The following is a 24404-nucleotide window of genomic DNA, read 5'->3' on the forward strand; positions in this document are numbered from 1 at the left end:
TAATAATTAAATTTCTAACAAGAAAGGAACGATAATGCGTAAACTGACCTTCATCGCTGCAGCGGTAAGTGTTGCATTACTTGGCGGTTGCCAACAAATGCAAGAACAACCAACCCCAGCGCCCACTGTACAAACCCAACCTGTACAAAGTGAAATCGATAAAGCGAATGCGTTTTTTGAAGACACGTTTAACCGTGATGTAATGAAAAGCCCTGTTTATCAAACATACATGGGTATCAAAAAAGATTACGATAAATGGGATGATGGTAGCGAAGAACGCGTTCTTGCAGACTTTGAGCAAACCAAAGCTGATCTTGTCGCTTTAAAAGCAATTAACCGCGAACTATTAGATGACGCGACAAAAGTAAGCTACGACCTAAAAAAACAAGCACTTGAAAATGAAATTGCAGATTTTAAATGGCGTCATTACAACTACCCTGTAAATCAAATGTTTGGTGTTCATTCGATGATCCCTGCATTTTTAATTAACCAACATCAAATTGCTGATGTCTCAGATGCGAAAGCGTATATCTCTCGCTTAAACGGCGTAACGATGGTTATTGATCAGCTAATCAAAGACCTCGACGTGCGTGCTGATAAAGGTATCATCGCACCTAAATTTGTATTCCCACATGTCATTGATTCAAGCAAGAACATTCTACATGGTGCACCATTTGATACAGGTGAAGACTCAACTCTTTTAGCTGACTTTAAACGTAAAGTTGCCGCATTAGAGATTAGTGAAAGCGAAAAATCAGCGCTTATCAACGATGCAGAAAAAGCACTAAAAGCGGCTGTTAAGCCTTCTTACACGAAGCTAATTAACTATTTAGCGCAGTTAGAAAAACGCGCTGACGAGCGTGATGGTGCGTGGAAATTCCCAGATGGTGAAACGTTCTACAACAATGCCCTTGCACGCACAACAACAACCGATTTAACAGCAAAAGAAATCCACTCAATTGGTTTAGCTGAGGTTGCACGTATTCACGACGAAATGCGCGCGATTAAAGAAAAAGTAGGCTTTGACGGTGACTTAAAAGCATTCATGCAATTCATGAAAACTGATAAGCAGTTCTACTACCCAAATACAGCTGAAGGTAAACAGCGCTACCTTGATGAAGCGACAGCCCTCATTGATAACATGAAATCTCGCTTAGATGAGCTTTTCATTGTTAAACCAAAAGCCGATTTAAAAGTAAAAGCTGTTGAAGCATTCCGCGAAAAAGCAGCAGGTAAAGCGTTCTATCAACAACCTGCGCCAGATGGCTCTCGCCCAGGTATTTACTACGCAAACCTTTACGATATGGAAGCAATGCCAACTTACCAAATGGAAGCACTTGCTTATCACGAAGGTATTCCGGGCCACCACATGCAAATCGCCATCGCACAAGAACTTGAAGGCGTGCCTAAGTTCCGTAAGTTTGGTGGTTACACTGCGTATGTTGAAGGCTGGGGCTTATACTCTGAGCTAGTACCAAAAGAAATGGGCTTATATGAAGACCCATATTCAGACTTCGGTCGCCTTGCAATGGAATTATGGCGTGCGTGTCGCTTAGTTGTTGATACCGGTATCCATGCGATGAAATGGACACGCCAACAGGGTATTGACTATTACGTTAATAACACACCAAACGCAACGTCTGATGGCGTTAAAATGGTGGAGCGTCACATTGTAATGCCGTCTCAAGCAACCGCTTACAAAGTGGGTATGTTAAAGATATTAGAGCTGCGTGAAGCTGCAAAAGAACAGCTGGGTGATAAATTCGATATTCGTGAGTTCCACGATGTTGTACTTAAAAATGGTGCAGTACCATTAAATGTACTTGAGAAATTTGTTGACCAGTGGGTTGCAAAAAAACAAGCTGCTTAAACTAAATAGACTTTAAAAAGGCCGCTCAGCGGCCTTTTTTATTTATTTAAACAAGTCGTTGAGCTATAAATGTATAAATAATAAAAAACGAGTATTTTCATGCAAAGCGCTATTGATCAATTGAACAGCCGACTTCAGCATCATCAATTAAAAGAACTGCTTAGCGATTACCAACGTTTATCGGGGGTTTTGCAGGCAGCGCAATTACAACACCTCTATCAACTAGCGTGCAGTAGTGAAGTAAAATACCTGTTTTTACAAAATGTTGCAGCGCACTTACTTGAGGCAAGCCCTTTGCCTCGCGAAGCGGTGAGCTTTATAGATGATATTGATAAGCTTAGCTTTTTCACACCCGGTCTGAAATTTCAAAACGCGTTTAGTATCACCGATCAGCAAGGCAATACCCTGTTACATCACCTTTTTAGTCAATGTAGAGCAGACGCGCTACCATTTAACTACCTGCGCTCACTCATGCTCTTTGAAAGTAACGAAAGTTTAGCTGATGCTCTAACAACCCTAAACCATGATCAGTTAACGCCAATTGGCTGCTTTATCGCGTGTAATAAAAATACCCAGATGCTGGCAAAGCATGAGTTTTCAGCTCTGCTGGCCATGATGGAAGTTGACCAACGCCACAGTCCTTCCGCCGTAAATGCATTAATCTCTCAACTAAAAGCGTTTTACGCGCCGCATTTGCCAACAAATGCAGACTGTAAAGTTTTGCTGTGTGCAGCCTATTTACAAGTATCAACGAGTCAATTAATCACGGCACTTAAACAGTCGTAATATGAACAAAGATGTCGTCAAAGGCTTTTTGTCTTTAAGTAGTTTTACGGCCCTTAACCATGGCAGCCGTATCATTCTTACCTTGTGCTTGGCACGGTTACTTACCACTGATGAATTTGGTACTTTTGCTGCTTTATTAGCGCTGTGTGAAATTCTTCTACTGCCAGCCAGTATGGGTTTTTCCTCATCATTAATGCGCATTAGCTACCCGCTATACACACACCAACAACATGACTTATTACGTGGTTTAAGGCATGTTTATTTAGCTGCGTCGGCTATTTTTGGAGTGCTTTTTGTGGCCTCTATCGTTATTAGCTTTCAAGCAATTTCACCGCATCAAAGTGCCAAAGAACACGTTATTTATTTACTGCTACTAGTCCCGATTGGTGCCATTATGCAAAGTCAGTCTGCTTTTTTAGTGGCTTTAAATAAACCTAAAATCGGCCTTATCACCCAGCAATGCATTTTTGAACTGCTCAGCGCGCTTTTATGTCTTTTGCTTTATTTTAGCTATGGCGAATTATCACTAGTCAGTATTTGTGTGTTGTTGTTTTGCAGTATGCTCTGCGTAGTGTGTTATCAATACTGGCTCATCAAAGGCATAATTGAACCACGTATCGCACACTATCAAACGAAACAGTGGTGTAAAGATTCCTTAATCATGTTAGCAAGCGGTGCTGGCACAGTGCTGGTTGCCAAGCTCGATGTGCTTCTTGTTCATCATTGGTTTGGCGCGCAGGGCGTGAGTGTGTTTTTTCCTGCGGTTGTGATTGCAGGCTTGCTGACTATTTTAGGCAATGCCGCCAACCAGTATTTAAAACCGATATTAATGGCCGAAAACGATAATTCAAAAGCCGTTAGTGAATTAATGAGTGTACTGTGGCGATTTAATTTTGGCGCAATCATTATCCTAGCACTATTAGCAAAGCCACTGCTGAGCCTGTATGGCGAAACACAATTACAACAAGGTTTTTGGGTGCTTATGCTCATGTTACTCGGGCAACTTTTTCTGCCTGCACGCATACTCGCAAGCAGTCTTATAAAATTAAAAGGCAATCCGCTGATTAATTTATACGTATTATTAGCGGCGACCAGCGTGACAATTTTAATGGCATTCATTTTAAAAGATCAGTGGGGTTTGCTGGGAGTTGCCATCGCATTTAGTGGCGGGTTTATATTAGGTGCACTGAGTCGCATGGTGATAGTGTGCACTCACATGCGACTGCCTCTTGCTGTTGTATTTGGCTTAGTCAGATAAATAATATTCAATACTGGTCACCACGCGTACTTTTTTAAGTTGTGGTGTGTTTGAATCTCTATCATTAATCGAAAACTGGCCTTGATGCGCCGTTTTTATTTTGCCCAATTTAGACTGTGAGTCTTTGGCAAATTTCATGGCGACTTCACGTGCTTTCTCGGTCGCTTCTTGGACCATTTTTGGTTTAATTTCGTTTAAACCATTAAACAAATATTGAATGCGTGTTTCGTAATTATCTTGTACCACGGCAATGCCCTGCTTGGCTAATTGACTAACTTGGCCCAAAGCATGCTGAACTTTTTCAATATCGCTAGAATATACAATCACATTTGAGCGAGCAATGTAGCGAAATTGCTGATTTTCTCCCCCATACTCTCGGGCTTGTTTATCAATAATTGATTGGCTGCCATTGCTAATTTCTTCGTCATTAAAGCCGTGTAATTTTAAAAATGCCACCACCGCATCATTTTTATTCTCAATGCGTGCAACAAGCTTCTCTAGGTTATTATCGGCATCTGAAAATTGTAATGGCCAAATTACGGTGTCTGCAGCCACTTCCATTTCAGCAAGCCCTTTAACATTGACGGTGCGCTCCATTGCTTTGACATCAAGTGCCGCACTTTTCAATATAAAGCCAAGTCCCAGTAAACCTATTGCCAATGCCACAGCAGCAATAACAATATTAAATGGCTGTGCTTTACTCATGCCTTTCTCCTTGATATAGGTCACTGTTTTCGACTCGAAAAGTCACAGTAAACAGGTTATCTTATATGTATAAAAGGGTTATCTTATGTATATAAACTTAACAGACCCTGAAATGTTTACAACAATGCGCAAGCAAAGGACACAGCATGAGCGTTAAACGCATTAGCCAATTCTTTAATCCAACGTCAGTCGCTGTTATTGGCGCCTCTAATTCCCCTAACCGAGCCGGTTTTGTGGTAATGCGTAACCTTTTGCAAGGAGGCTTTAAAGGTCCAATCATGCCCGTGAGTCTAAATCACACGGCGGTGCATGGTGTACTTGCCTACCCAAGTATTGCCGAGTTACCAAAAATACCAGACCTTGCTGTTATTTGTACTAACAAAAATACCTTAATAAATATTATTAATGAGCTGGGTGAAATAGGCTGTAAACACGCGGTGGTGATTGCTGCGGGGCTTAACCCTGAGCAAAAGCTGGCTCTAAAAGAAGCCGCTTTAACGGCAAATGTATCTTTACTTGGGCCTAATTGCCTTGGCTTATTAATTCCGCATATTGGCTTAAATGCAAGCTTTTCGCACACAATTGCAAGCCCAGGTAAGCTCGCTTTTGTTTCGCAATCAGCCGCGGTGTGTTCAACCATACTTGATTGGGCTAAAAACAAAGAAATTGGCTTTTCGTATTTTGTCTCTGTTGGTGACTGTCTGGATATTGACTTTGATGAGCTGCTCGACTTTTTAGGCCGTGATGCTAAAACCAAAGCCATTCTTTTATATATTGATAACATTGAAGATATTCGCAATTTTATTTCAGCAGCCCGTGCTGCAGCATTCAGCAAACCTGTTATTGCCATAAAAACAGGTAAAACTAGCGCAGGGGCACTGGCCGCCGAAATCCACACCGGTGGAACACAAAGTTCAGATGCTGTGTATGATGCACTCTTTCAACGTGCGGGGATGCTTCGCGTTAACGATTTGCGGGAGCTATTTGCAGCCACACAAACGCTGGCAATGCACCCAAAACTTCTAAAAGTTGAGCAACTCACTATTCTCACCAATGGCGGTGGGCCTGGTGTGATGGCCGTTGATACCTTATTACAAAGTTCAGGTAAGTTAGCAGAGCTTAGCGATGAAACACGCGCAGCGCTTAATAAAGTTATTCCACAATCAGAGATGACCTCAAACCCAGTGGATATTTTTGGCGATTCAGCACCTAAACGTTATCAACAAGCTCTAGAGATATTGCTGCAAGCAAAAGAAGTTAAAAATCTTTTGATTATTCATACTCCTTCGGCCCTTGCCCCTAGCGAAGATTACGCTGAAATTATTGTTGAAACACTGCAAAAAATTCCCAAAATGGCGCGCCCTTATGTGATGACCAATTTTATGGGAGAAGATGCTGCTTACGCTGCGCGTCGAGTGTGTGCCAATAATGCGATTCCTACGTACCGTACTCCTGAAGGCGCGGTGGGGGCATTTATGCACTTAGTAAGTTATCGTCGAAATCAAAAACATTTAACACAGACACCCGAATCAAATACAGATGATGCGAAAATAAATAAAGAAGCTGCCAAGGCGTTGGTCAATGAGTTTCTGCTCGATGAGCAAAGCTACTTATCAACACATCAGGCAAGCCAAATTTTAACCCACTATGGTATTGACTGTATTCAAACCGAAGTTGCTTACACGCCTACAGAGGCGAAAGAACAAGCCATTGAGCTTGGTTTTCCAGTGGCGTTAAAACTAATTAGCCCCAGTATTCCGTCTAAATCAGAAGTAGGCGGTGTGGTACTTAACTTAAACGATGCACAAGAAGTAGAGCAAACCGCCTTTGCGATGCTGCTTAGAATTAAAAACACCTATCCTGATGCGCATATAGAAGGATTTTCACTGCAAAAAATGGCCCCCCGCGCCGGCGCAAATGAACTGCGTATCGCCATTAAAACAGAGCCAAACTTTGGCCCTGTTATTTTACTTGGCGAAGCAGGCACAGGCCTTGAGTTTGGGCAAGCGGCGGTCGCGCTTCCTCCTCTTAATATGAATCTTGCGAAATATTTAATTGCAGCAGCCCACGACAAAGGCGTGTTAAAAGACCGCGTATTACCGGAAAAAGTCGATAAATACCGTTTATGTGCCCTACTCACTCGTATCTCACAATTGGTAATAGACCAGCCTGATATTACCAGCGTAGAGCTCAACCCTATCCTTGCTAGCAACGGGCAATTTTTAGTTCTTGATGCCACAATAAGCTTAAGCCGCTACAAAGCAAAAGCAAACCGCAAGCGCTTGTGTATACGCCCTTATCCCATTGAGTTGGTCAAAGAAGTAACTTTAAAAAACAATACTCAAGCTCAACTTAGACCAATAAAACCCGAAGATGAACAGGCGCACCTTGAGTTTGATCAATCGTTAACAAAAGAAGATCGCTACAAACGCTTTTTTGGCGAACTGCCACAGTTTAATCACGACCAACTGGCAAAAATGACACAAATTGATTACGACCGTGAAATGGCGTTCATTGTTAGCCAAGAGCAAAATGGCTCTGCATGCACGCTAGGCGTGTCTCGCGTATTAATGGATCCTGATAAACAAGAAGCCGAATTTGCAATTGTGGTACGCTCTGACTGTCAAGGTTTAGGGCTTGGCACTATACTCATGAATGCCGCTATTGAACATTGCAAAAGCCAAGGGGTTAAACGCATTGCCGGAATAACATTACCCGAAAACACCGGCATGATCGAACTTGCGCGTAAACTGGGCTTTAAAATTACCCGCGACTTTGAAGAAGGCAGCATCAATATGCTGTTAAATTTAACTTAAAAACGGATTAGAACGTTGCATCGCTTAAGAACTTATACCGCCCGTGTTTTTGAAGGAAACGGCAAGTACCGACGCCTAGGACGAGCACTCGATGTGTTCTTAATGTCACTTATCATGATCAATGTGGTGGCCATTGTTTTAGAGTCTGTAAGTCACCTCGCTAAACAGTATAAGCATGAGTTTTTAATGCTCGAGCTTATTTCTGTCGGTATTTTTACGCTCGAATACATTTTGCGCCTTTGGTCATGTGTCGATAAAAGTGCCCACAAAGAGAGCCCGCTAACCAACTCAAAAATTCGTATTAAATACTTTTTTTCTCCCTTAGCACTCATCGACCTTATTGCCATTTTACCGACCTTGCTAATGGTTTTCGTCAGTGTTGATTTGCGCTTTTTGCGGGTATTACGTTTAATGCGTATCTTTAAACTCACCCGCTATTCTCGAGCTATGCAGCTGTTGTTACAGTCATTTCGCGATGAAAGTAGCTCTTTGCTTGCCGCTTTTTTCATTATGGCGGTTGTGCTGATCATTGCATCATGCGGAATTTATTTAATTGAGCACGATGTGCAACCCGACAAGTTTGGCTCTATTCCATCGGCTATGTGGTGGGCCATGGTCACTCTGACGACTGTAGGTTATGGGGATGTGGTGCCTGTTACTCCGCTTGGACGATTATTTGGGGGTGCCATTACCTTAGTCAGTATGGGAATGGTGGCAATTCCTACCGGTTTATTAGCATCCAGCTTTTCTGAGCAACTTCGTAAGCGCCGTTTGTTGTTTACTGATGCGGTGCATGAAGCGATGGAAGATGGTCATTTATCAGCGATTCAAGAAGAACACCTTGAGAATCTGCGTTACAAGCTCGGTTTAAGTAAGCAAGAAGCAAACAAGGCGATTCATAACGAACTTAAAAATCGTCACAGTAATCTTTATTGCCGTCACTGCGGTAAACGCCAAGATTAACAGTAAAACAGATAAAGCCCGCGGCTTTATCTGTTTTAGTCATCAAATTCTGCATGCCACTGCGCATTTAACAAGGGGCTTACTTCATCCCCCGGAACAGCTTTACTAAACAAATAACCTTGTAAGTATTCACAACCACGAGCGTGTAAGAAGCGAAGCTGGGTGGTATTTTCAACCCCTTCAGCAACACACTCCTTGCCTAGGCTTTTCGCCAATGTGAGTGTTGAATTAATAATAGCTTCGTCATCTTTATCAACCCCGATATCGTGCACAAAGCTTTTATCTATTTTTAAAACATCAACCGGGAACCGTTTTAAATACGTTAGAGAAGCGTAGCCCGTGCCAAAGTCATCCATATAAATTTTACAGCCTAATGCTTTTAATTTATTCATGCTTAATTGGGCTTTCTCTGAATCTCGCATCATCACTGATTCAGTAATTTCGAATACAACAGCACTGGCGGGTACATGGCTGAGTGTTAAAGCTTGATGAATATTTTCGACTAAATGAGTACTTTCAAAATCAAATGCCGATAAGTTAATAGAGATATATAAATCGGGGTGCGACACGCGCCATTGTCGTAACTCGATTAATGCACGCGATAAAGTTTGCAGCATAATTTTGGTGATAAGCCCTGAGCTTTCAGCAGCATTGGCAAAGTCTTCAGGCTGATAATCGTCATTACTAGGCCAGCGTAATAACACCTCTAACCCTACAACTTGACGTGTTTTTGAACTAACAATGGGTTGATAGTAATTACAAAATTCATGCTCTTGATACGCTTTGCTTAATTGTGACTCTAAATGCAGAGTCCGCTGCACTTGTAAATTCATCTCTTGCTTATAGAACTGATAACGTCCCTCCACAGACCGCTTAGCATGGTAGAGGGCAACATTCGCCGCTTTTAACAGCGCTTTTGTATCGAGGGCGTCGTCGGGATACACAGCAACCCCAACACTTAAGTTCACTTTTACCGCTTGTTGATTAAGCTCAATATGGCTTTCAACACAATCCATAACTTTCGCGCATAGCGATAATAGCTCATCGACCTGTTTGAGATCTTCAGCGAGGATCACAAACTCATCACCTTCAAACCTTGCCAAACTATCTTGCGGGCGCAGCACTTGTTTCAATCGCTTTGCAACTCGCTTGATAAGCTCATCAGACTCTTCGTGACCCAATGAATCATTAAAGTATTTAAATCGCTTAATATTTACATTTAACAAGGCTGCTTTCGTTTGATGGTAATCAGCTTGCTCGATAGCATGGCTTACACGGTCACTGAATAATGTTTTGTTCGGCAATCCGGTGAGCGTGTCGTAATTGGCTAATAAGTGCAGTTCATTCTCAGCCAGCTTTTGCGCGCTGATATCAGTGACAATAATCACATAACTGTCGAGTTGACGATTACTCCCCGCAACAGCACTTATTTTAATGAGCACTTGACGCTTTTCGCCGTTGGCAACTTCAACAACATCTTCTGCTGAAAAGTGTTCACCTGATTGCAGTTTTTGCATTACTCGTAAATAGTGAATACGTGCCGGAATAGACAACCCGAGAGTTAAAGAACGACTCGAACGCGGATCAGCAGGAAAGCCAAAGGCACTTTGGAACGACTGATTAGTAGCACGAATACGCAAGTTTTTATCCATAATAAACACCCAGTCTCGGGTTTGTTCAAACGCCGCACCAAATAAACGGGCGTTTTCTTCAAATACCAGTTCTCGGGTCATATTCGTGTAGGTGCCAGCCACTTTCTCAGGCGTGTTGTCTTGCCATTCAACCACCTTGCCGAAATCTTTATACCAACGCCATTGACCATCGGCGTGTCGTAAACGATACGTGCAGTTAAAATAGCCTTTTTGAGTAGATAAAAACTCCAGCCACTCTAAGCGAAAGGTTTGTTTATCATGTGGGTGAATCTTTGCCAAATAGTCATCTAGATTAACACTGTCACTGTCATAGCCCAGTTCATTTTTCAGCCTAGGCTGATAAATAATCGGGCTTTGCGACGACCAATCCCAAACACCAGAATGACTTCCCTCTAATGCAAGTTTTAGTCGCGCCTCACTTTCTTTACTTTCTTTGTGTGCGGCAAGCAAAATTTGCTGCATACGATTACGTCTAAAGAGCCAAGCAGCTACAAGTAGCGCCGCTAATATAAGGTAAAGCAAAATAAAATGTGGCGCACGCCATGGTGGGTATTTTACTTCGATGTTTAATGTTGCCGGCGGGGTTAAATCTCCCGTTAAGGGGTCTTTTGCCCACACTTTAAGGTGGTACTTGCCTGCACTTAATTTTGGAAAAAGAACACGGTTATTATTTCGCGTGTAGGTTTTTTGCCCATCGCCAAGTTGATACTCATAAATAACACGCTCTTGGTAATTGAACGCCATGGCTGAGAAAGCAACCTCGAGACCGATGTCATCATGCTCAAGTACCACACTGTCTATTGGCTGTTTAAGCTCAGCAGGTAAGTCACGAGACATTAAATCCAAGTTGGTGATATTAACGTGATCAATCAAAGCTTGCTGATAGTGGTTATCCATCGGGTAAAAATAGGTAAAGCCTTTAAGGGTGCCATAAACAATTTGCCCAGACTTTAATTTGGTAAATGCGCCACTATTAAACTCGGTAGAAAAAAGCCCCTCTGAACCAGTAAACTGTTGAAAGTGCATATTATCGGGGTTGAGTCGCCACAGCCCTTTATGACTACTCATCCAAATCATTCCGGCTTCATCAAGCACCATATCGTACAATAAAGTGCCTAGCTTATTTTTTTCAAGATCAATGGTGTAGATATGCTCGTACGTTGTGGCATCTAGACCAATCAAGCCAAAATTCGATAACGATAACCACAAGACATTATTGTTATCAATAATGTAAGACATCACATTCACAGCAACATTTTCATGCTGCTCAGGCACCGTATAAATGGTGGTCAGTTCATAACTGTGAGGATCAACCTGATATAAGATCCCCGCATTATAAAATAACGGTGCATCGGGCTTGCTTGATAAGGCCGGCAAGAACCCATAGGCTAAGAAAGGTTCAAATTCATCAAATTTACCGCCTAAACGTGTCACCTCTTGGCTATCAATATTGTAAACAAACATACCGAAATCGGGGTGAACGTAATACAAATCGCCCGACGGCATTAATAGAACCCCATGCACCCAATCGTTAATGAGTTCTTGCTGCTTAGGGTCTGCCGTTTTAACGGGAGTTACTTCACCCGTCTTTGGATTAAAGCTAAAAATTCCCCGATTCGTGTGCAACCAAAGTTGCGCTTTATAAGGCATTATTTGGTAAACAGTGAATTCGGTCGTGATTAAATCTATTTGGTAGTCTTTTAAAAAGACTTCGCTTTCATACGTGTCTAAGTCAACAGCCGTTAGACCATTGTGGGTAGCAAGCCACAGCCTGCCCTGAAACTCTGCAATACCCCAAATTGAATGATGCGATAAGCCGTCACCCTTAATCGAATTGGCCACCACATTTACAAAGTTATAATTATCATACGAGAGATAAAAAGCGCCATCGTTCTTGGTGGCTAACCACATGCCTCCGGAGCGATCTTTTACGATATCAATGATACTTGTATCAGCAAGGGTGTAACCGTTGTCTTTTAAGCGTGTACTTTTAACCAAGTCGCCGGTTGCCCGGGTAAAGTTAAATAAGCCTTTATCGGTTCCCAAGGTAATCGTTGAATTTTGTGGAATAATTTCCCAAATATTTAAGTCGCTAATTAGGGTCTTATTTTTAAACTGAACCTCAGGCGTATTAAACATCTCTGGTAAGTTGCTAATATCGACTTCGTATAAACCCCGAACAGCCCCGACCAACAAAGTATGCTCATCTATTACGGCAAACGACTTCACATAGTTTTGATACATGTGTGTTGGCGCTTGGCTTAGATGCTCAAGCTTTCTTACGTGGCCCGATGCGATTTCATAAACAAACGCCCCATTACTCGTGCCCATAAATATGTAACCTTGATAAGGATACAACTCACGAATAACGCTGCTTTTTACACGATCGGGTATTTCAAAAATAGACGTGACTTGCTTCGTTTCTAAGTCGAGTTTTGCAAAATCCCAGCCTCGGCCTAGCCAGAGCGTTTTGTCATCAACCGCAACCATACTAAACACAGATTCTATAAAAATTTGCTCTTCGGTGGTGGGCTTTGCAATAAATTGTTGGTAGCTGTCGGTACTCGGATCATAACGGAATAGCCCTGCTTGCAAAGATGCTATCCAAATATAACCTTGGGGGTCTTGATAAATGCGGTCAATGATGGCGTCTTCAAGCTCTCCATTAGGGCCTTTGATATGCACAACCTCATAGCCATCATAACGATTTAAACCGCCCTCAGTGGATAACCATAAATAGCCACTGTTATCGATAAGCATCGTATTGACATAACTTTGCGACAACCCTTCGCTGGTTGACAAGCGTTTCACTTGCGCAAAACTGGAATGACTAAACAAACCACAGATCACAATAATGAGCAGAGCTGATAAAGAAAAGAACTTAGTCATTGACGTTCCAAATTACTAACTTGGCGCGGTGTCACACGTAAAGTGCATCGCGACGATATTACGATGCGCATATACCTCAAACAACGATTGCAAAGAATTGGGTAATGTTAATGTATAGTTAAACCCATTTACTAGATAGAAATCAATCAGATTTTCATAGGCAAAGGTAAAAACTGTCCCTTTTTGTTCAGCAATAAGCGTGGTGAGTAACTGTGAGGCTACTTTTTTACCTCGCCATACAGCATCAACATACAGAGTTGATAAAAATAAAAAGCCCGCTTTATTTTGAACCCGACATGCCGCAACGATATCCAAACCATGGTACGCCACCCACACTTGATCAGCTTTAGTGGCACGCCCCCGCGCATTGTGTTTATCGTAAAACTTATTTACCAACGGGGTTTTGATTGCGTCAAGCAAACAAAATTTCAGCTCCGTCATGATTAACTCATTAAGGATAAGTAATGCTCAAACTGTTGTTTTAAAAAGGCTTGCTCTGACATAGGACGATTATTAATTGCTGTATACACCCCTTCGCGGGTATTTTTTCCACGTTTAATCTGGTAGGCCCAAAAAGAGGCTTCGTAGTCTAATTGAATTTGATATTTTTGCTCTCGAGGCAATTTACATAAATTAAAGCTCATACTTTCTCAGCAACAGTGTATTGATTTATGAAGTATAACAAAGTTGCTTCAAATTAATCGCCTATTTTAAACCTTGATTTTGGAAACACATAACAGTAAATTAACGCCGAATACATGCTCGCAAGGAACGCACGTTGCCAAAATTTCTGATACCTAGTTTGACCATTATTCTGCTGTTTTTTTGCTTTCCTAGCAGCGCAAATTCTCATATTTTAATTTTTAATCGCCCAGCCGACACACCGCAAGCACGTTATGTGATTGACTTATTGAGTACCGCTTATAAAGAGATAGGTTATGAGCTTCACGTTATTGATTTTAATCATCAAGGTTCGTTAGCAGCTGCAAACCAAGGTGTGCTTGATGGACAGTTAGGGCGTATTGATTTTGTTACCCGCGATTATCCAAATTTATTAAAGGTCGACTTTCCCCTGTTCGAATTTAACCTTGTGTTATTAAAAAACTGCAAGCAATGCAATTATCGTGATATTAAGTCACTCGCTATTCAGTCAAGTTATCCCGCAGCACAGAGCTACATAGAAGAAAATCCCATTAAAGGTGATGTGATAAAGGTAAGAAACGTCACGGCTCAATTGAATTTATTGACTCAAAAACGCGTTGAAGGCACCATTTTATTAGACTTTTTACTCTCTACAAAACACCCTGACTTTAACCAAGCGGCTTTTAATAAAGAGATTTTAATGTCGATGCAAAGCTTTCACTTTGTGCATAAACGCCACGCAGCACTTATTCCGCAACTGACAAATATTCTTAAAAAGCTTGAAGCCGATGGCACGGTGCGCACGCTAAAAACGAAATACAATCTCACCGAGTTTTAAAAATCAAATCCGCCTTGTTCAGGTGTCGGTTGGTTATTTTCTGCCAACTGTTTTTTCTGTAAATAACGCTTATAACGCTGCTGACATAAGCTGATTACTTTGCGTTTTTCAGCATTACTCAGCTGATTCCAGTAAAACCGTTCATCGCGACTGCGATAACAGCCTTTACAATAGCCCCGATTATTAACCTGACAAATCCCTTTGCAAGGGCTTGGGATCTCAAATATTTCAATTTGTTGCATCACAATTGCCAGTTAATTAATCATCTTAGAAGTATAGCCCGAAAATTAATCATAAAAAAAGCCACTTCAAAAAGTGGCTCATTTAACGAATCAAAACATTGCTTAAAAAAGTAATTAGCACATTGATTTAAATGCGAACGCATTCTATCAACTTTAGATTATTTAATCTGATTCGCTCGTAGAAAGTTCTGCTTTGCGATGAAAAGGTTTCGCGTACATTGCTAAAACCAGTGGCTTTAACTCTTCAGGTACTTTAGCTAAACGCGCATTAAACGCTTCAGCATCTTTTTTATCAATCACGGCCTGCTTACACCCCCCCGCAATATAGTTACCTGGGTGTAAGAAAAACGAATCAACAATTTGCTGGTCAATCGTTTTTGCAAGCTCTTCTGGTGACTCGCAGCCAGATTCAATTGGCTCACCAAACGCTAAATGTACATGCCCTTTTGCTGTGCTAAAGCCCTCAACAATGCTGGCAATGTCTTCACCTTGTTGCTTTACATATTGGCCGTGATGCTGTTTGTGATAAAGCTCTTTCGCTTTCGCAATCGCACACGGTTCATATTGATACGAGATAGAGACTGGCACTATTTTTAATTCGCGAACGTAATCAGCAAATTCTTTTTTCTGTTTACGACCTTGTAGCTGCAACATTTTAAGCAGTGCAGGATCCGTTTGATCAAAACCATCTTTTGCACGCCCTTCTTTTTGTGCAATCCAAATTGAATGACCCTCTGACAATGAATCATAAATATAGGCTGAGAGTTGTGATAACGCTTTGAGCATTTCTTTGGGTGCTTTTGCTGAACGTTTCACTATAAAGCTTTTATTTAAGCGCATTAACTCAGTGATATACGGAATTTGCAGCAAATTATCACCAATGGCGATGCGCACTGTCGGCATGTTGTGTTTAAACAAACCCCAGTTAACTAACGCAGGATCCAAGACAATATCGCGGTGATTTGAAATGAACAAATACGCTTGTTTTGGATCCAGTTTATCTAGACCCGAAAATGTCACTTCAGATGTGGTACGGGTGATCAGTTTATTTAAATAGCTAGCCACCTCTTGTTGAACTTGCTCAACTGATTGCGTATTTCCCCACTTTTTTCTTAATTGCTGGCGCACTAATGGGCGAGTTATAAATGGAAAATAAGATAAAAAGCGCGGCAGATTATACTTGGCGATAACATCCACAAAGGCATTATCAGCAATTAATCGGGCGACTGAATCAGCGACTTCGTCATCATTGTAAGGTCTAATATCGGCGTATTTATCCACACATTCACTCATAAAAACTGCTTAAGTTAAAAAACGGCACGCATGGCGTACCGTTTAAATAGTTGGCGGATTATAACTCAGGCAATTTTAAATGCGAACCGAGACGCGATAGTTAACCTAAATATTTCCCTATATTGATAAAATTTTTATTTTTACAACAATTAATTAGGCAATGCTCTTACCAGTATCAACGAACTTTTTTAATGCCATTTTGAGCACTAATCTCAGCATTAAAATAGCCAAAATGATACCCGAAGCAAGGCTTAACCAATGCGGTAGAACCTCATGTTCAGTGCCCATCATGGGAGCCACTACAAAGCCAAATTCATCCACTAAGTAATCCGTTAAAAAGCCAAACAGTAAAGCCATTCCGATTACCCCAGTTAAATAAGCAAACACCGCACGTTTACCTAACTCCTTTCCCACCACTCCCAAGGTGGCGATATTCGTCGCAGGACCTGCAAGCATAAACACCAATACCGCACCTGGGGATACGCCACTTAACAGTAACCCTGCTGCTATCGGGGTCGAGGCAGTCGCACAAATGTACATTGGTATACTAATCAGTATCACCACCAGCATCGCAAAAATACCGCTTCCCCATTGACTTAAATAAGACTCAGGAACATACGTTTGCACTAGCGCCGCGAAAAAGAGACCAATCACCAGCCACACCATAGTGTCTTCTAACAGTTTATTGCAGCTAAAACGAATTGCGCGTTTAAATTTAGCAACACGGCTCTCTATCGAAAGACTGGGCTTTTCGCTTTTACAGCAACGGTCTGTTTTTATCGATGCAGAATCTTCAGTGCTAAAGCCGCTCGGCTCTTTTTTAATTTCAGCCGAAGCATTACTGCTGCAACAGCTCGGCTCTTTTTTAACTTCAGCCGAAGTATTGCTGCTGCAACAGCTCGACTCTTTTTTAACTTCAGCTGCGGTATTACTGCTGCAACAGCTCGGCTCTTTTTTAACTTCAGCTGCGGAATTACTGCTGCAACAGCCTGCACTATTATCATCTGCAGTGGCGGCTTGATGCTTATGCTGTGAATGAATTTCATGGTCTTTCCCAACCAAGACACCCGCAGCTATCGCACTGCACACCGCTGCGATTGGGCGTATAATGGCCATAAATGGCCCCAATAAAACATACGAGACTGACACTGAATCAACGCCCGTTTCGGGTGTTGAAACTAAGAATGCCGTCGTCGCGCTTTTCGATGCTCCCGCTCTTCTAAGCCCAATTGCTGCTGGAATAACACCACACGAACACAATGGCATAGGCGCACCAATAAAAGCAGCCTTAATGGTTGTCCAAAGCCCCTCTTTTCCTAAGTGACGATTGAGAAAATTGGCCGGTAAATACACATTTAATAAACCAGCAATCAATAAACCTAACATTAGCCATGGGGCAGATAATAAGAATAACTGCCAAAAATTATTGAGTAAGTCCATCAATATCCTCCAGTGTCGTCAGTATCGAGCAGTTCTCAGCAGGCTCTTCACCACCACAACATTTATCTGCTAATAATGAAAGAGAGTCATAAAAACGCGTGAGTTCAGCAATGCGTGCGGCCACTAAATCACGTTTTTGTAATGTCATTGCTTTAACCTCATGACATGAATGCTGATTTTTATGAAACTTAATTTGCAATAACTCTTTTATTTCAGACAGACTAAAACCAACGTTTTTTGCCCGCAAAATGAACGACATTTGCTTGTAATCTGCATCAGAGTAAAACCGATATCCCACCTCAGAACGCGAACTTGGCGTTAACAAACCATGTTTTTCGTAGTACCTTAACGTATCTGTTGAGACGCCTAATTGACGGGCAAACTCACCTATTTTCATCACTGTCTCCATTGTGAAGCGTTTATTTATTATGCTCACTATAAACCTTGGAGTACACCCTAAGGTCAAGCAAAAATTAATAAGGAAAGTATATGAATATCGTCGTCCTTGATGCCGCCACATTAGCAGACACTTCGTTAGATGAGCTGGCACAATTAGGTTCACTCACTTGCTATAACCTAACTAATCAACACGAATTAATTGAACGCTGCCAAGACGCTGATGTTGTAGTAACGAATAAAGTAGTTATAAATCAACAAGCAATGGCGCAGTTACCTCATTTAAAATTAATTTGCGTTGCTGCAACTGGCACCAATAATATTGATTTACCAGCAGCAAAAGCCCATAACATCGCCGTGACCAATGTGGCTGGATATTCAACACCTTCAGTGGTTCAACACACGTTTACATTGATCACCAATCTGCTTGGTAACACACACAAGTACATTCGTGATTGCCAGCAAGGTTTATGGCAGCAGAGTCCGATGTTTTGTCGCTTAGATTACAGCTTTAATGAAATTGCGGGGAAAACCTTAGCAATTATTGGCTACGGCTCGTTGGGCAAAGCGGTTGCTGAAGTTGCAACCGCATTTGGTGCCCATGTAATTATCAGTGAACGTAAAGGACATACACCGCGTGAAGGTCGCGTTAGTTTTGAGCAAGCATTAAAAACGGCTGATATAATCAGTGTTCACTGCCCGTTAACAGAAGAAACTCGCGATCAAATTGCGGCTCATGAGCTGAACATGATGAAACCCTCTGCCATCCTTATTAATACTGCCCGTGGGGGGATTATTAATGAGGCTGACTTAGCATCTGCGCTTGCTAATAATGTGATTGCTGGCGCGGGTGTTGATGTACTCAGTAAAGAACCCGCCGAGGCAGATAACCCACTTGCCCGATACACTGGCGACAATTTATTACTTACGCCGCACATTGCCTGGGCAAGTAAAGAGTCTATTATTCGCTTAGTGAAAGAAATCGCGTTAAATATCAAAGCATTTAACCAAGGAAATGAGCGCAATAGGTTGGTCTAAATTGCAATTTTTTGGTCAATTGAGCGAATTGGTTTGCAAAAAAGCTCCTAGCCAATTGACCAATTAAAAGCTAATCACTTGATTTAATTTACTTTTTAAAATGTGGCAAGCTGATTGCTAATTAAGAGCAACGTAAACATTAAATTCTAGGGATAAAAAAATGAAAAAAGCACTTTTAATTGCAGCGCTTACTGCACCATTTTTAACTGGCTGTGTCATTGCAGTATCTGATGGTGAAGCTGAAACACATTGGGCAGGTGATTCATCGACGAGCTGGCAAAAGCAGCACAAAAATAACCGCGAAATCATTTCGACTCTTGCGCTTGATACTAACTACCAAGTGGTACTTAATAAACTTCACACGCCTAACTTCACTGAATTACTAAAACAAGGTGACGATGTTTACCAAGTATTGTTTTATGCCACTCATAGCATTCACTCTGATGGTAAAATGACAAAAGATGAGTGCACACCACTGGTATTTAAAAACGATAAGCTAATTGGCGTTGGTGATACCATTTATAAATCACTGAGCAATGGCTAATTAGCCGAAAATGGCAGAGTAGGCCTTGCCTACTCTTTACCCACTCACATTCACTAATCGCGACACAACTTGGTCACGTCCGCCATCTTTAGCCTGATATAACCCTAAGTCAGCTTCTTCAAGCAGCGTTTGTTCAGCGTATACTTGGCCTGTTTCTGTGGTCGCAATGCCGATACTAATTGTCACATGATCCGAATTTAACGAAGCGGTATGGGGAATACCTAAATTACTCACTGCATGTCGTAATTTATTAGCAAATGCGATTGCTTGTGTTGCCGTTGTATTAGGCAAAACGGCCGCAAACTCTTCCCCCCCATAGCGCGCCACAAAGTCACTGCCTCGCTCGCAGGCCCCAACAAGCGCATGAGCAATTCGTTTTAAGCAATCATCACCCGCTCGATGGCCATAGCAATCATTAAACCGTTTAAAATGATCCACATCCATAAGTAATACAGACAAAGGGGTTTGATCGCGACGACAGCGACGCCATTCTCGGGCAAGGTTTTCATCTAGATAACGTCTATTAGGAATTTCAGTCAGGCCATCGATTGACGCTAACATTTCGAGCAAGTCATTTTTTTGTTTGATTAATAACTGATTACGCACACGCGCACGAACAATCGCAGCACTAAAGGGTTTAGTTATATAATCCATCGCCCCCAACTCGAGGCCTTTTGCTTCGTCGTCATGGCTCGAATTAGCAGAAATAAAAATAACAGGCAGCATATTTGTGACGGTATTTTCTTTTATTTTGCTCAGTACCTCATACCCATCAATACCGGGCATAACAATATCCAGAATCAGTAAATCAACGGACTGTGTTTTTAAAAACGTCAGTGCCTTTTCACCACTTTCAACACAAAAAACATCATAATCTTGCTGTAATGTTTTTTCTAATACCAAACGGTTCAACGGATCGTCATCAACAATCAGTACCTTGGCTCTTTTTAGCATCTGTAGATCCTTGTTCGATGATAAATGCAATGACTTGTTTAATCTGCCACTGCAACTCATCGTTTAATAACTCAGGGAGTTCGCCTTGTGCTTTAAGCTTAGCCTCACATTGCTGAGCGCAGGCTGACAAACGTTTAAAGCCTAGATTACCGGCCGACCCTTTCACATTATGGACAACTCTGATCAACTCATCGGTGGTCTTTAATGTTGAAATTTGTAATAGCTGTTGTGCTGCCATGGTCGCAAACTTTGACAGCATAGTTAATACTAATTCTGTATTATTTGAAAACTGAGTGAGAACAAACGTACGGTCAAAAAAAGCCTGTTTCTGTACTTCAAGCTCACTCATCGCCAAAAACAGTGTACTGGCAACAATGGGTTTAGTGAGGTGTTTATTCATGCCCGCCGCAACGGATTGCTCTATGTCAGCCGCTTCGCTGTGCGCTGTTAATGCATAAATCGGCATTTGCTCTTTCGTGAATGACTGGCGAATTATACGCGTAGCTTGGCAGCCATCCATCTGGGGCATTTGAATATCCATAAAGATCAGGTCGGGTCTGAGACAATTAGCAAGCTCAATGCCCTTTTCACCACTGTCTGCACACACAACGGTGATATCGGCTTGCTCTAAAATACTTTTAATAATGCTTAGATTAAGTGGGTTGTCATCTACGGCTAACACTAATAGACCCGATAAATCGGCACTTGAAGGGAGGGATACAACCGCCTTTTTCGCCGGTTCGCTGGTTTTATCTAGCTGTAAGCAGAAACTAAATTCACTGCCTTTGCCTCGTTGACTTGCTAGTTTTATTTCGCCACCCATTAACGCCACTTCGTACTTTACAATTGCAAGCCCAAGCCCAACGCCTTGATGTGAACGCGTTAGTGACTCATCACCTTGTGTAAAGGCATCAAATAAGCGACTTTGATCCGCATCGCTAATCCCAATACCGGTGTCTTTTACAGCAAAGCAAATTAGTTGTTGTTCAGAGGTTTGTTCGACTAAGTTTAAACTTAATTTAACGCTTCCTTGCTCTGTGAATTTAGCGGCATTAGTCAGTAAATTACCTAACACCTGTTGTAAACAGATTTGATCGCCCCTTAGGTTAGAATTGATCTTTTCATCGCACTCAACGCTGAATTCCAACCCCTTCGTTTTACACAGTGGCGCGACGATTCCTTCGCAATAATTAATTAAATCAGACAGGCTAAAGGGGGCTTTAGTTAATTTAACTTGCGAACTTTCGGCTCGGGCAAAATCGAGCATACGGTTTAATAAAGACAATAAGCTGTTGGCTGCTGACTTTGCTTGCTCAGCATGTGTGCGCTGCTCCAACGACAAGCCTTGCAACGCAATGACATCTATTAGCCCCAGTACGGCATTAAGTGGGGTGCGTATCTCATGACTTAAATTGGCAATAAAGCGGCTTTTAGCTAATGTGGCACGCTCGGCGTCATTTTTAGCTTGTATTAAGTCAGTGATATCTTGGACATGGACAACAAAGTAATCTGGATTTTTTTCACCATTCCATACCAATGAAACACTAATTTGTAGCCAACATTTTTGTTCTTGCTGGGGCAAACTAAAGTGATACACTTTTTTCTTTTCGCTAAGCAATTCAAGTAAGGTACCTTTTAACGTGTCTAGTGATTGCTCGCCAAACAAATCATCCAACCTATATTGGCTGCTCAAGGTGTCACTGCGTTCTAGTGAAAATATTTTACGCGCCGCTTTATTCATTTGCAGTACGCGGTAATCAAGAGACAGTAATATAACCCCATTTGCAGCGTACTCCATTGCACTGCGTAATTTGGCTTCAGAGCTTTGTAATGCGTTTAATGCCGCGTGCTGCTCAGTAATATCACGGCCTATCGCCATAGTTCCCAATAATTGTTGATGCTCGTTATAAAAAGGCGCAATACTCAAATGATAGGTTTTATCATTGGTTACTAAACGTTTTTGATACACTTGGCGGTCTTGTAATACTTGTCGCTCAAGTTCACTTAGCTCGCCGTTATCGTCACTGATATCACATAACTGCTGGCCAACGAGTTTCTCTTGCGGTAAACCGATATAACTCTCATACGCCTTGTTACAGCCTAAAAATGAACCATCAATATTTTTAAAATAAATAAGATCTGGCACATTATTAAGCATGGTGTTCAGTAAGGCTAAATGACGTTCTTTGGCATCAATACTGCGGCGCAATTGTTTTGATTTAACTTGCACTTGTGAATCAAGCGCTTTGTTCGCCTCTTGCAATGATTGAACAAGCTCTTCATTACGGGTAAAAACCCGCTTAACTCGGCTAAACCAAGGTTGCCAATCAGCAGGAATACGATAATTTACCAGTGTATGTTGGCCTTCATCATGTTTTTCTAGGTAATTCATCAAGTGAGTCATTGGCTTTACAAATATGCGCTGACTCAACCAAAATACCGCGCTGAACATCATGACTAAAAAAACACTTAAGAACACAAATTCTATAAACATGTCGTAGCGGACAGGCCCACTGAGTGCTTTTTGAGATTCAAAGTAACGGGTATAAATTGGTAAATCAGACGATGGTTGCACTAAGTGACTGTGACTTTTTGTGTTTTTGTTTATCTCACTTTCGGGCCAATAATCATCTGCATTAATCGCTGTTTTTAATATTTTACTTGAGCTGGCTATTACTTGGTTATCTTGATTAATGAAAATATACTCGCCGTTACTCGGGGCAATTTTCATTAACCACTTAGAGATTGCCTCTAAGTCATAAATTAAAATGATGTAGTCGTCGCTTTGTAACGCTCGTCTTTTTCCTATTGCAAAGTACGCGTGGCCATTAACAGTAATTACAGCACTTGAGGCCAGCGCTTTATCATTTAAACGCGACGGTCGAAATTTATTATCCAACACACTCGTCAGCAATTCACTTTCAGCTGTTGAACGGCGCTTTATATAAACAAAACCCTGTTCGTTAACATAGGCAACACCTTGCAACGATTGAATCAATGCCAGCGTTGTGTTGAACGAGGGCCCTAATGCAAGCACTTGACGCCACTGAGTAAGAGCAAAGGCAGTGGATGCAAATTTACCTTGCCCCACAATTTCACCCACTCCTCCCTTTATGGGTTGATAATAGTAGTGATCAAACTGATTTACATTGCGGGCCCAGTTGGGGTCAAAGTCATATGATAATGGCTGCTCATACAACTTAAACATCGTATCAATCAATCCATCAGCCGCATGCATTGCATGACCAAGCTGAGCAGAGATATTATTAAAACTACTTTGTCGGCTTTCTTGTGAGCGTTCTAGCTTTAAATTATATAAGTGTAAACACAGAATAAACGCCACCAGCAATGGCACAATAAGCGCCACGGCCAGAGAACGATAATAATGCTTTAGTGGTAAAAAATTCACTCGATTTTAAGTACCTTGCCTCGGTAACACCTAGATTAACGAGGCAAAGATTCACTGGCAAGTTATAAATTTTCTTCAGCGAAGCTTGCCAAGCGACTACGAACAACACCATTCAAGTTAACGGTTGCACTTCCTTCAAAATTTTTAAATCGTTCAACAATATAGGTTAAACCTGAGGTAACAGGGGTTAAATAGTTACTATCGATTTGCGCTAAGTTTCCTGAGCAAATTAACTTCGTGCCCTCACCACAGCGGGTGATTATGGTCTTCAATTGAGAGGCGGTTAAATTTTGACTTTCATCTAATATCACCACGGCATTTTGAATACTTCTTCCTCGCATAAAGTTAACCGACTTAAACTGCATGTTGGCTTTTTCCATAATGTAGTTGCGACTAGATACCGGGTTTTCATCGCCTTTGTGTAACACTTCGAGGGTATCGGTTATGGCAGCAAGCCAAGGGGCCATTTTCTCTTCTTCGGTACCAGGTAAAAAGCCTATTGATTCAGCTATTTCGGGGGTATTTCGGGTTACGATAACTTTATCGTAAATGCCTTTTTCAATAATCATTTCAAGTGCGCTGGCAAGGGCAAGTAGAGTTTTAAGGTATTATAAATTAAAAATAGACACACCGACCGACCGATTAAATGCTATGATTTATATTCATTTA

General features: G+C 41.6%; 18 protein-coding genes and 1 pseudogene. 8 read left to right on the forward strand and 11 right to left on the reverse strand.

The genetic code is table 11. The annotated features are described in order from the left end of the window. The first annotated feature begins 34 nt into the window (after positions 1–34). The 3 genes from IT970_RS12625 to IT970_RS12635 all read left to right on the forward strand — a co-directional run bounded on the left by IT970_RS12625 (position 35) and on the right by IT970_RS12635 (position 3914). Positions 35–1870: a DUF885 domain-containing protein gene (locus IT970_RS12625; RefSeq protein ID WP_036966060.1), complete on the forward strand. Its 1836-nt coding sequence runs from the start codon at positions 35–37 to the stop codon at positions 1868–1870. Between the two features lie 99 nt (positions 1871–1969). Continuing rightward, on the forward strand, positions 1970–2656 hold the full coding sequence (locus tag IT970_RS12630; protein WP_036966057.1) for a hypothetical protein: 687 nt from the start codon (positions 1970–1972) through the stop codon (positions 2654–2656). Position 2657: 1 nt separating this feature from the next. Next, positions 2658–3914, forward strand: coding sequence for a lipopolysaccharide biosynthesis protein (locus IT970_RS12635; RefSeq protein WP_180311075.1), 1257 nt, complete (start codon positions 2658–2660; stop codon positions 3912–3914). Here IT970_RS12635 and IT970_RS12640 read toward each other — a convergent pair. Next, a complete protein-coding gene (locus tag IT970_RS12640; protein ID WP_036966051.1) occupies positions 3903–4619 on the reverse strand; it encodes an SIMPL domain-containing protein in 717 nt (238 codons plus the stop codon). The genes IT970_RS12635 and IT970_RS12640 overlap by 12 nt on opposite strands. Before the next feature lie 146 nt (positions 4620–4765). On the opposite strand from IT970_RS12640, the gene IT970_RS12645 reads away from it, so the two are divergent. Together IT970_RS12645 and IT970_RS12650 are read left to right on the forward strand one after the other, a co-directional pair. Continuing rightward, entirely contained in the window at positions 4766–7435 is a 2670-nt protein-coding gene (locus IT970_RS12645; RefSeq protein WP_074988931.1) for a bifunctional acetate--CoA ligase family protein/GNAT family N-acetyltransferase, read from the forward strand. A gap of 15 nt (positions 7436–7450) precedes the next feature. Next, a complete protein-coding gene (locus tag IT970_RS12650; RefSeq protein ID WP_036966045.1) occupies positions 7451–8398 on the forward strand; it encodes an ion transporter in 948 nt (315 codons plus the stop codon). Positions 8399–8433: 35 nt separating this feature from the next. Here IT970_RS12650 and IT970_RS12655 read toward each other — a convergent pair whose 3' ends face one another. From IT970_RS12655 to IT970_RS12665, 3 genes are read right to left on the reverse strand one after another with little or no spacing between them, the layout of a single operon-like run. Next, positions 8434–12939: an EAL domain-containing protein gene (locus IT970_RS12655; RefSeq protein ID WP_118844607.1), complete on the reverse strand. Its 4506-nt coding sequence runs from the start codon at positions 12937–12939 to the stop codon at positions 8434–8436. A 15-nt stretch (positions 12940–12954) separates the two neighbouring features. Next, the gene (locus IT970_RS12660; protein ID WP_118844608.1) at positions 12955–13380 is read right to left on the reverse strand and encodes a GNAT family N-acetyltransferase; all 426 of its coding nucleotides are present in this window, start codon (positions 13378–13380) and stop codon (positions 12955–12957) included. Between the two features lie 2 nt (positions 13381–13382). After that, entirely contained in the window at positions 13383–13583 is a 201-nt protein-coding gene (locus IT970_RS12665) for a DUF3283 family protein (RefSeq protein ID WP_036966037.1), read from the reverse strand. A gap of 134 nt (positions 13584–13717) precedes the next feature. Between IT970_RS12665 and IT970_RS12670 the strand changes: the two genes are divergently transcribed. Continuing rightward, complete coding sequence (locus IT970_RS12670; RefSeq protein WP_231387282.1) at positions 13718–14419, forward strand: transporter substrate-binding domain-containing protein; 702 nt, start codon at positions 13718–13720, stop codon at positions 14417–14419. Here the strand turns inward: IT970_RS12670 and IT970_RS12675 are convergent. The 4 genes from IT970_RS12675 to zntR form a co-directional block, all read right to left on the reverse strand. Further along, on the reverse strand, positions 14416–14661 hold the full coding sequence (locus IT970_RS12675) for a DUF1289 domain-containing protein (RefSeq protein ID WP_036966031.1): 246 nt from the start codon (positions 14659–14661) through the stop codon (positions 14416–14418). The two genes, IT970_RS12670 and IT970_RS12675, sit on opposite strands and share 4 nt — an antisense overlap. Before the next feature lie 162 nt (positions 14662–14823). Beyond that, entirely contained in the window at positions 14824–15954 is a 1131-nt protein-coding gene (locus IT970_RS12680; protein WP_074988933.1) for a 1-acyl-sn-glycerol-3-phosphate acyltransferase, read from the reverse strand. Positions 15955–16107: 153 nt separating this feature from the next. Further along, positions 16108–17394: an SO_0444 family Cu/Zn efflux transporter gene (locus IT970_RS12685; protein ID WP_196857390.1), complete on the reverse strand. Its 1287-nt coding sequence runs from the start codon at positions 17392–17394 to the stop codon at positions 16108–16110. Next, positions 17378–17791, reverse strand: coding sequence for a Zn(2+)-responsive transcriptional regulator (zntR, locus tag IT970_RS12690; RefSeq protein WP_083202809.1), 414 nt, complete (start codon positions 17789–17791; stop codon positions 17378–17380). Before zntR ends, IT970_RS12685 begins: the two co-directional genes overlap by 17 nt. Positions 17792–17883: 92 nt before the next feature. Between zntR and IT970_RS12695 the strand changes: the two genes are divergently transcribed. After that, positions 17884–18828 carry a D-2-hydroxyacid dehydrogenase gene (locus tag IT970_RS12695; protein ID WP_036966023.1) on the forward strand — a complete coding sequence of 315 codons (945 nt, stop codon included), beginning with the start codon at positions 17884–17886 and terminating at the stop codon, positions 18826–18828. 160 nt (positions 18829–18988) lie between these two features. After that, entirely contained in the window at positions 18989–19372 is a 384-nt protein-coding gene (locus IT970_RS12700) for a DUF3192 domain-containing protein (RefSeq protein WP_036966020.1), read from the forward strand. Between the two features lie 36 nt (positions 19373–19408). Here IT970_RS12700 and IT970_RS12705 read toward each other — a convergent pair whose 3' ends face one another. From IT970_RS12705 to IT970_RS12715, 3 genes and pseudogenes are all read right to left on the reverse strand, one after another. Further along, complete coding sequence (locus IT970_RS12705) at positions 19409–20326, reverse strand: GGDEF domain-containing response regulator (RefSeq protein WP_036966017.1); 918 nt, start codon at positions 20324–20326, stop codon at positions 19409–19411. Next, the gene (locus IT970_RS12710) at positions 20295–23735 is read right to left on the reverse strand and encodes a PAS domain-containing hybrid sensor histidine kinase/response regulator (protein ID WP_065979679.1); all 3441 of its coding nucleotides are present in this window, start codon (positions 23733–23735) and stop codon (positions 20295–20297) included. The genes IT970_RS12705 and IT970_RS12710 overlap by 32 nt, the downstream gene beginning before the upstream one ends. Before the next feature lie 62 nt (positions 23736–23797). Then, positions 23798–24337, reverse strand: a pseudogene (locus IT970_RS12715) (PhoH family protein); the annotation flags it as partial. Positions 24338–24404 lie beyond the last annotated feature (67 nt).

This window comes from Pseudoalteromonas sp. A41-2 (genome assembly GCF_015767615.1).
GTDB classification, from domain to species: Bacteria; Pseudomonadota; Gammaproteobacteria; order Enterobacterales; family Alteromonadaceae; genus Pseudoalteromonas; species Pseudoalteromonas lipolytica.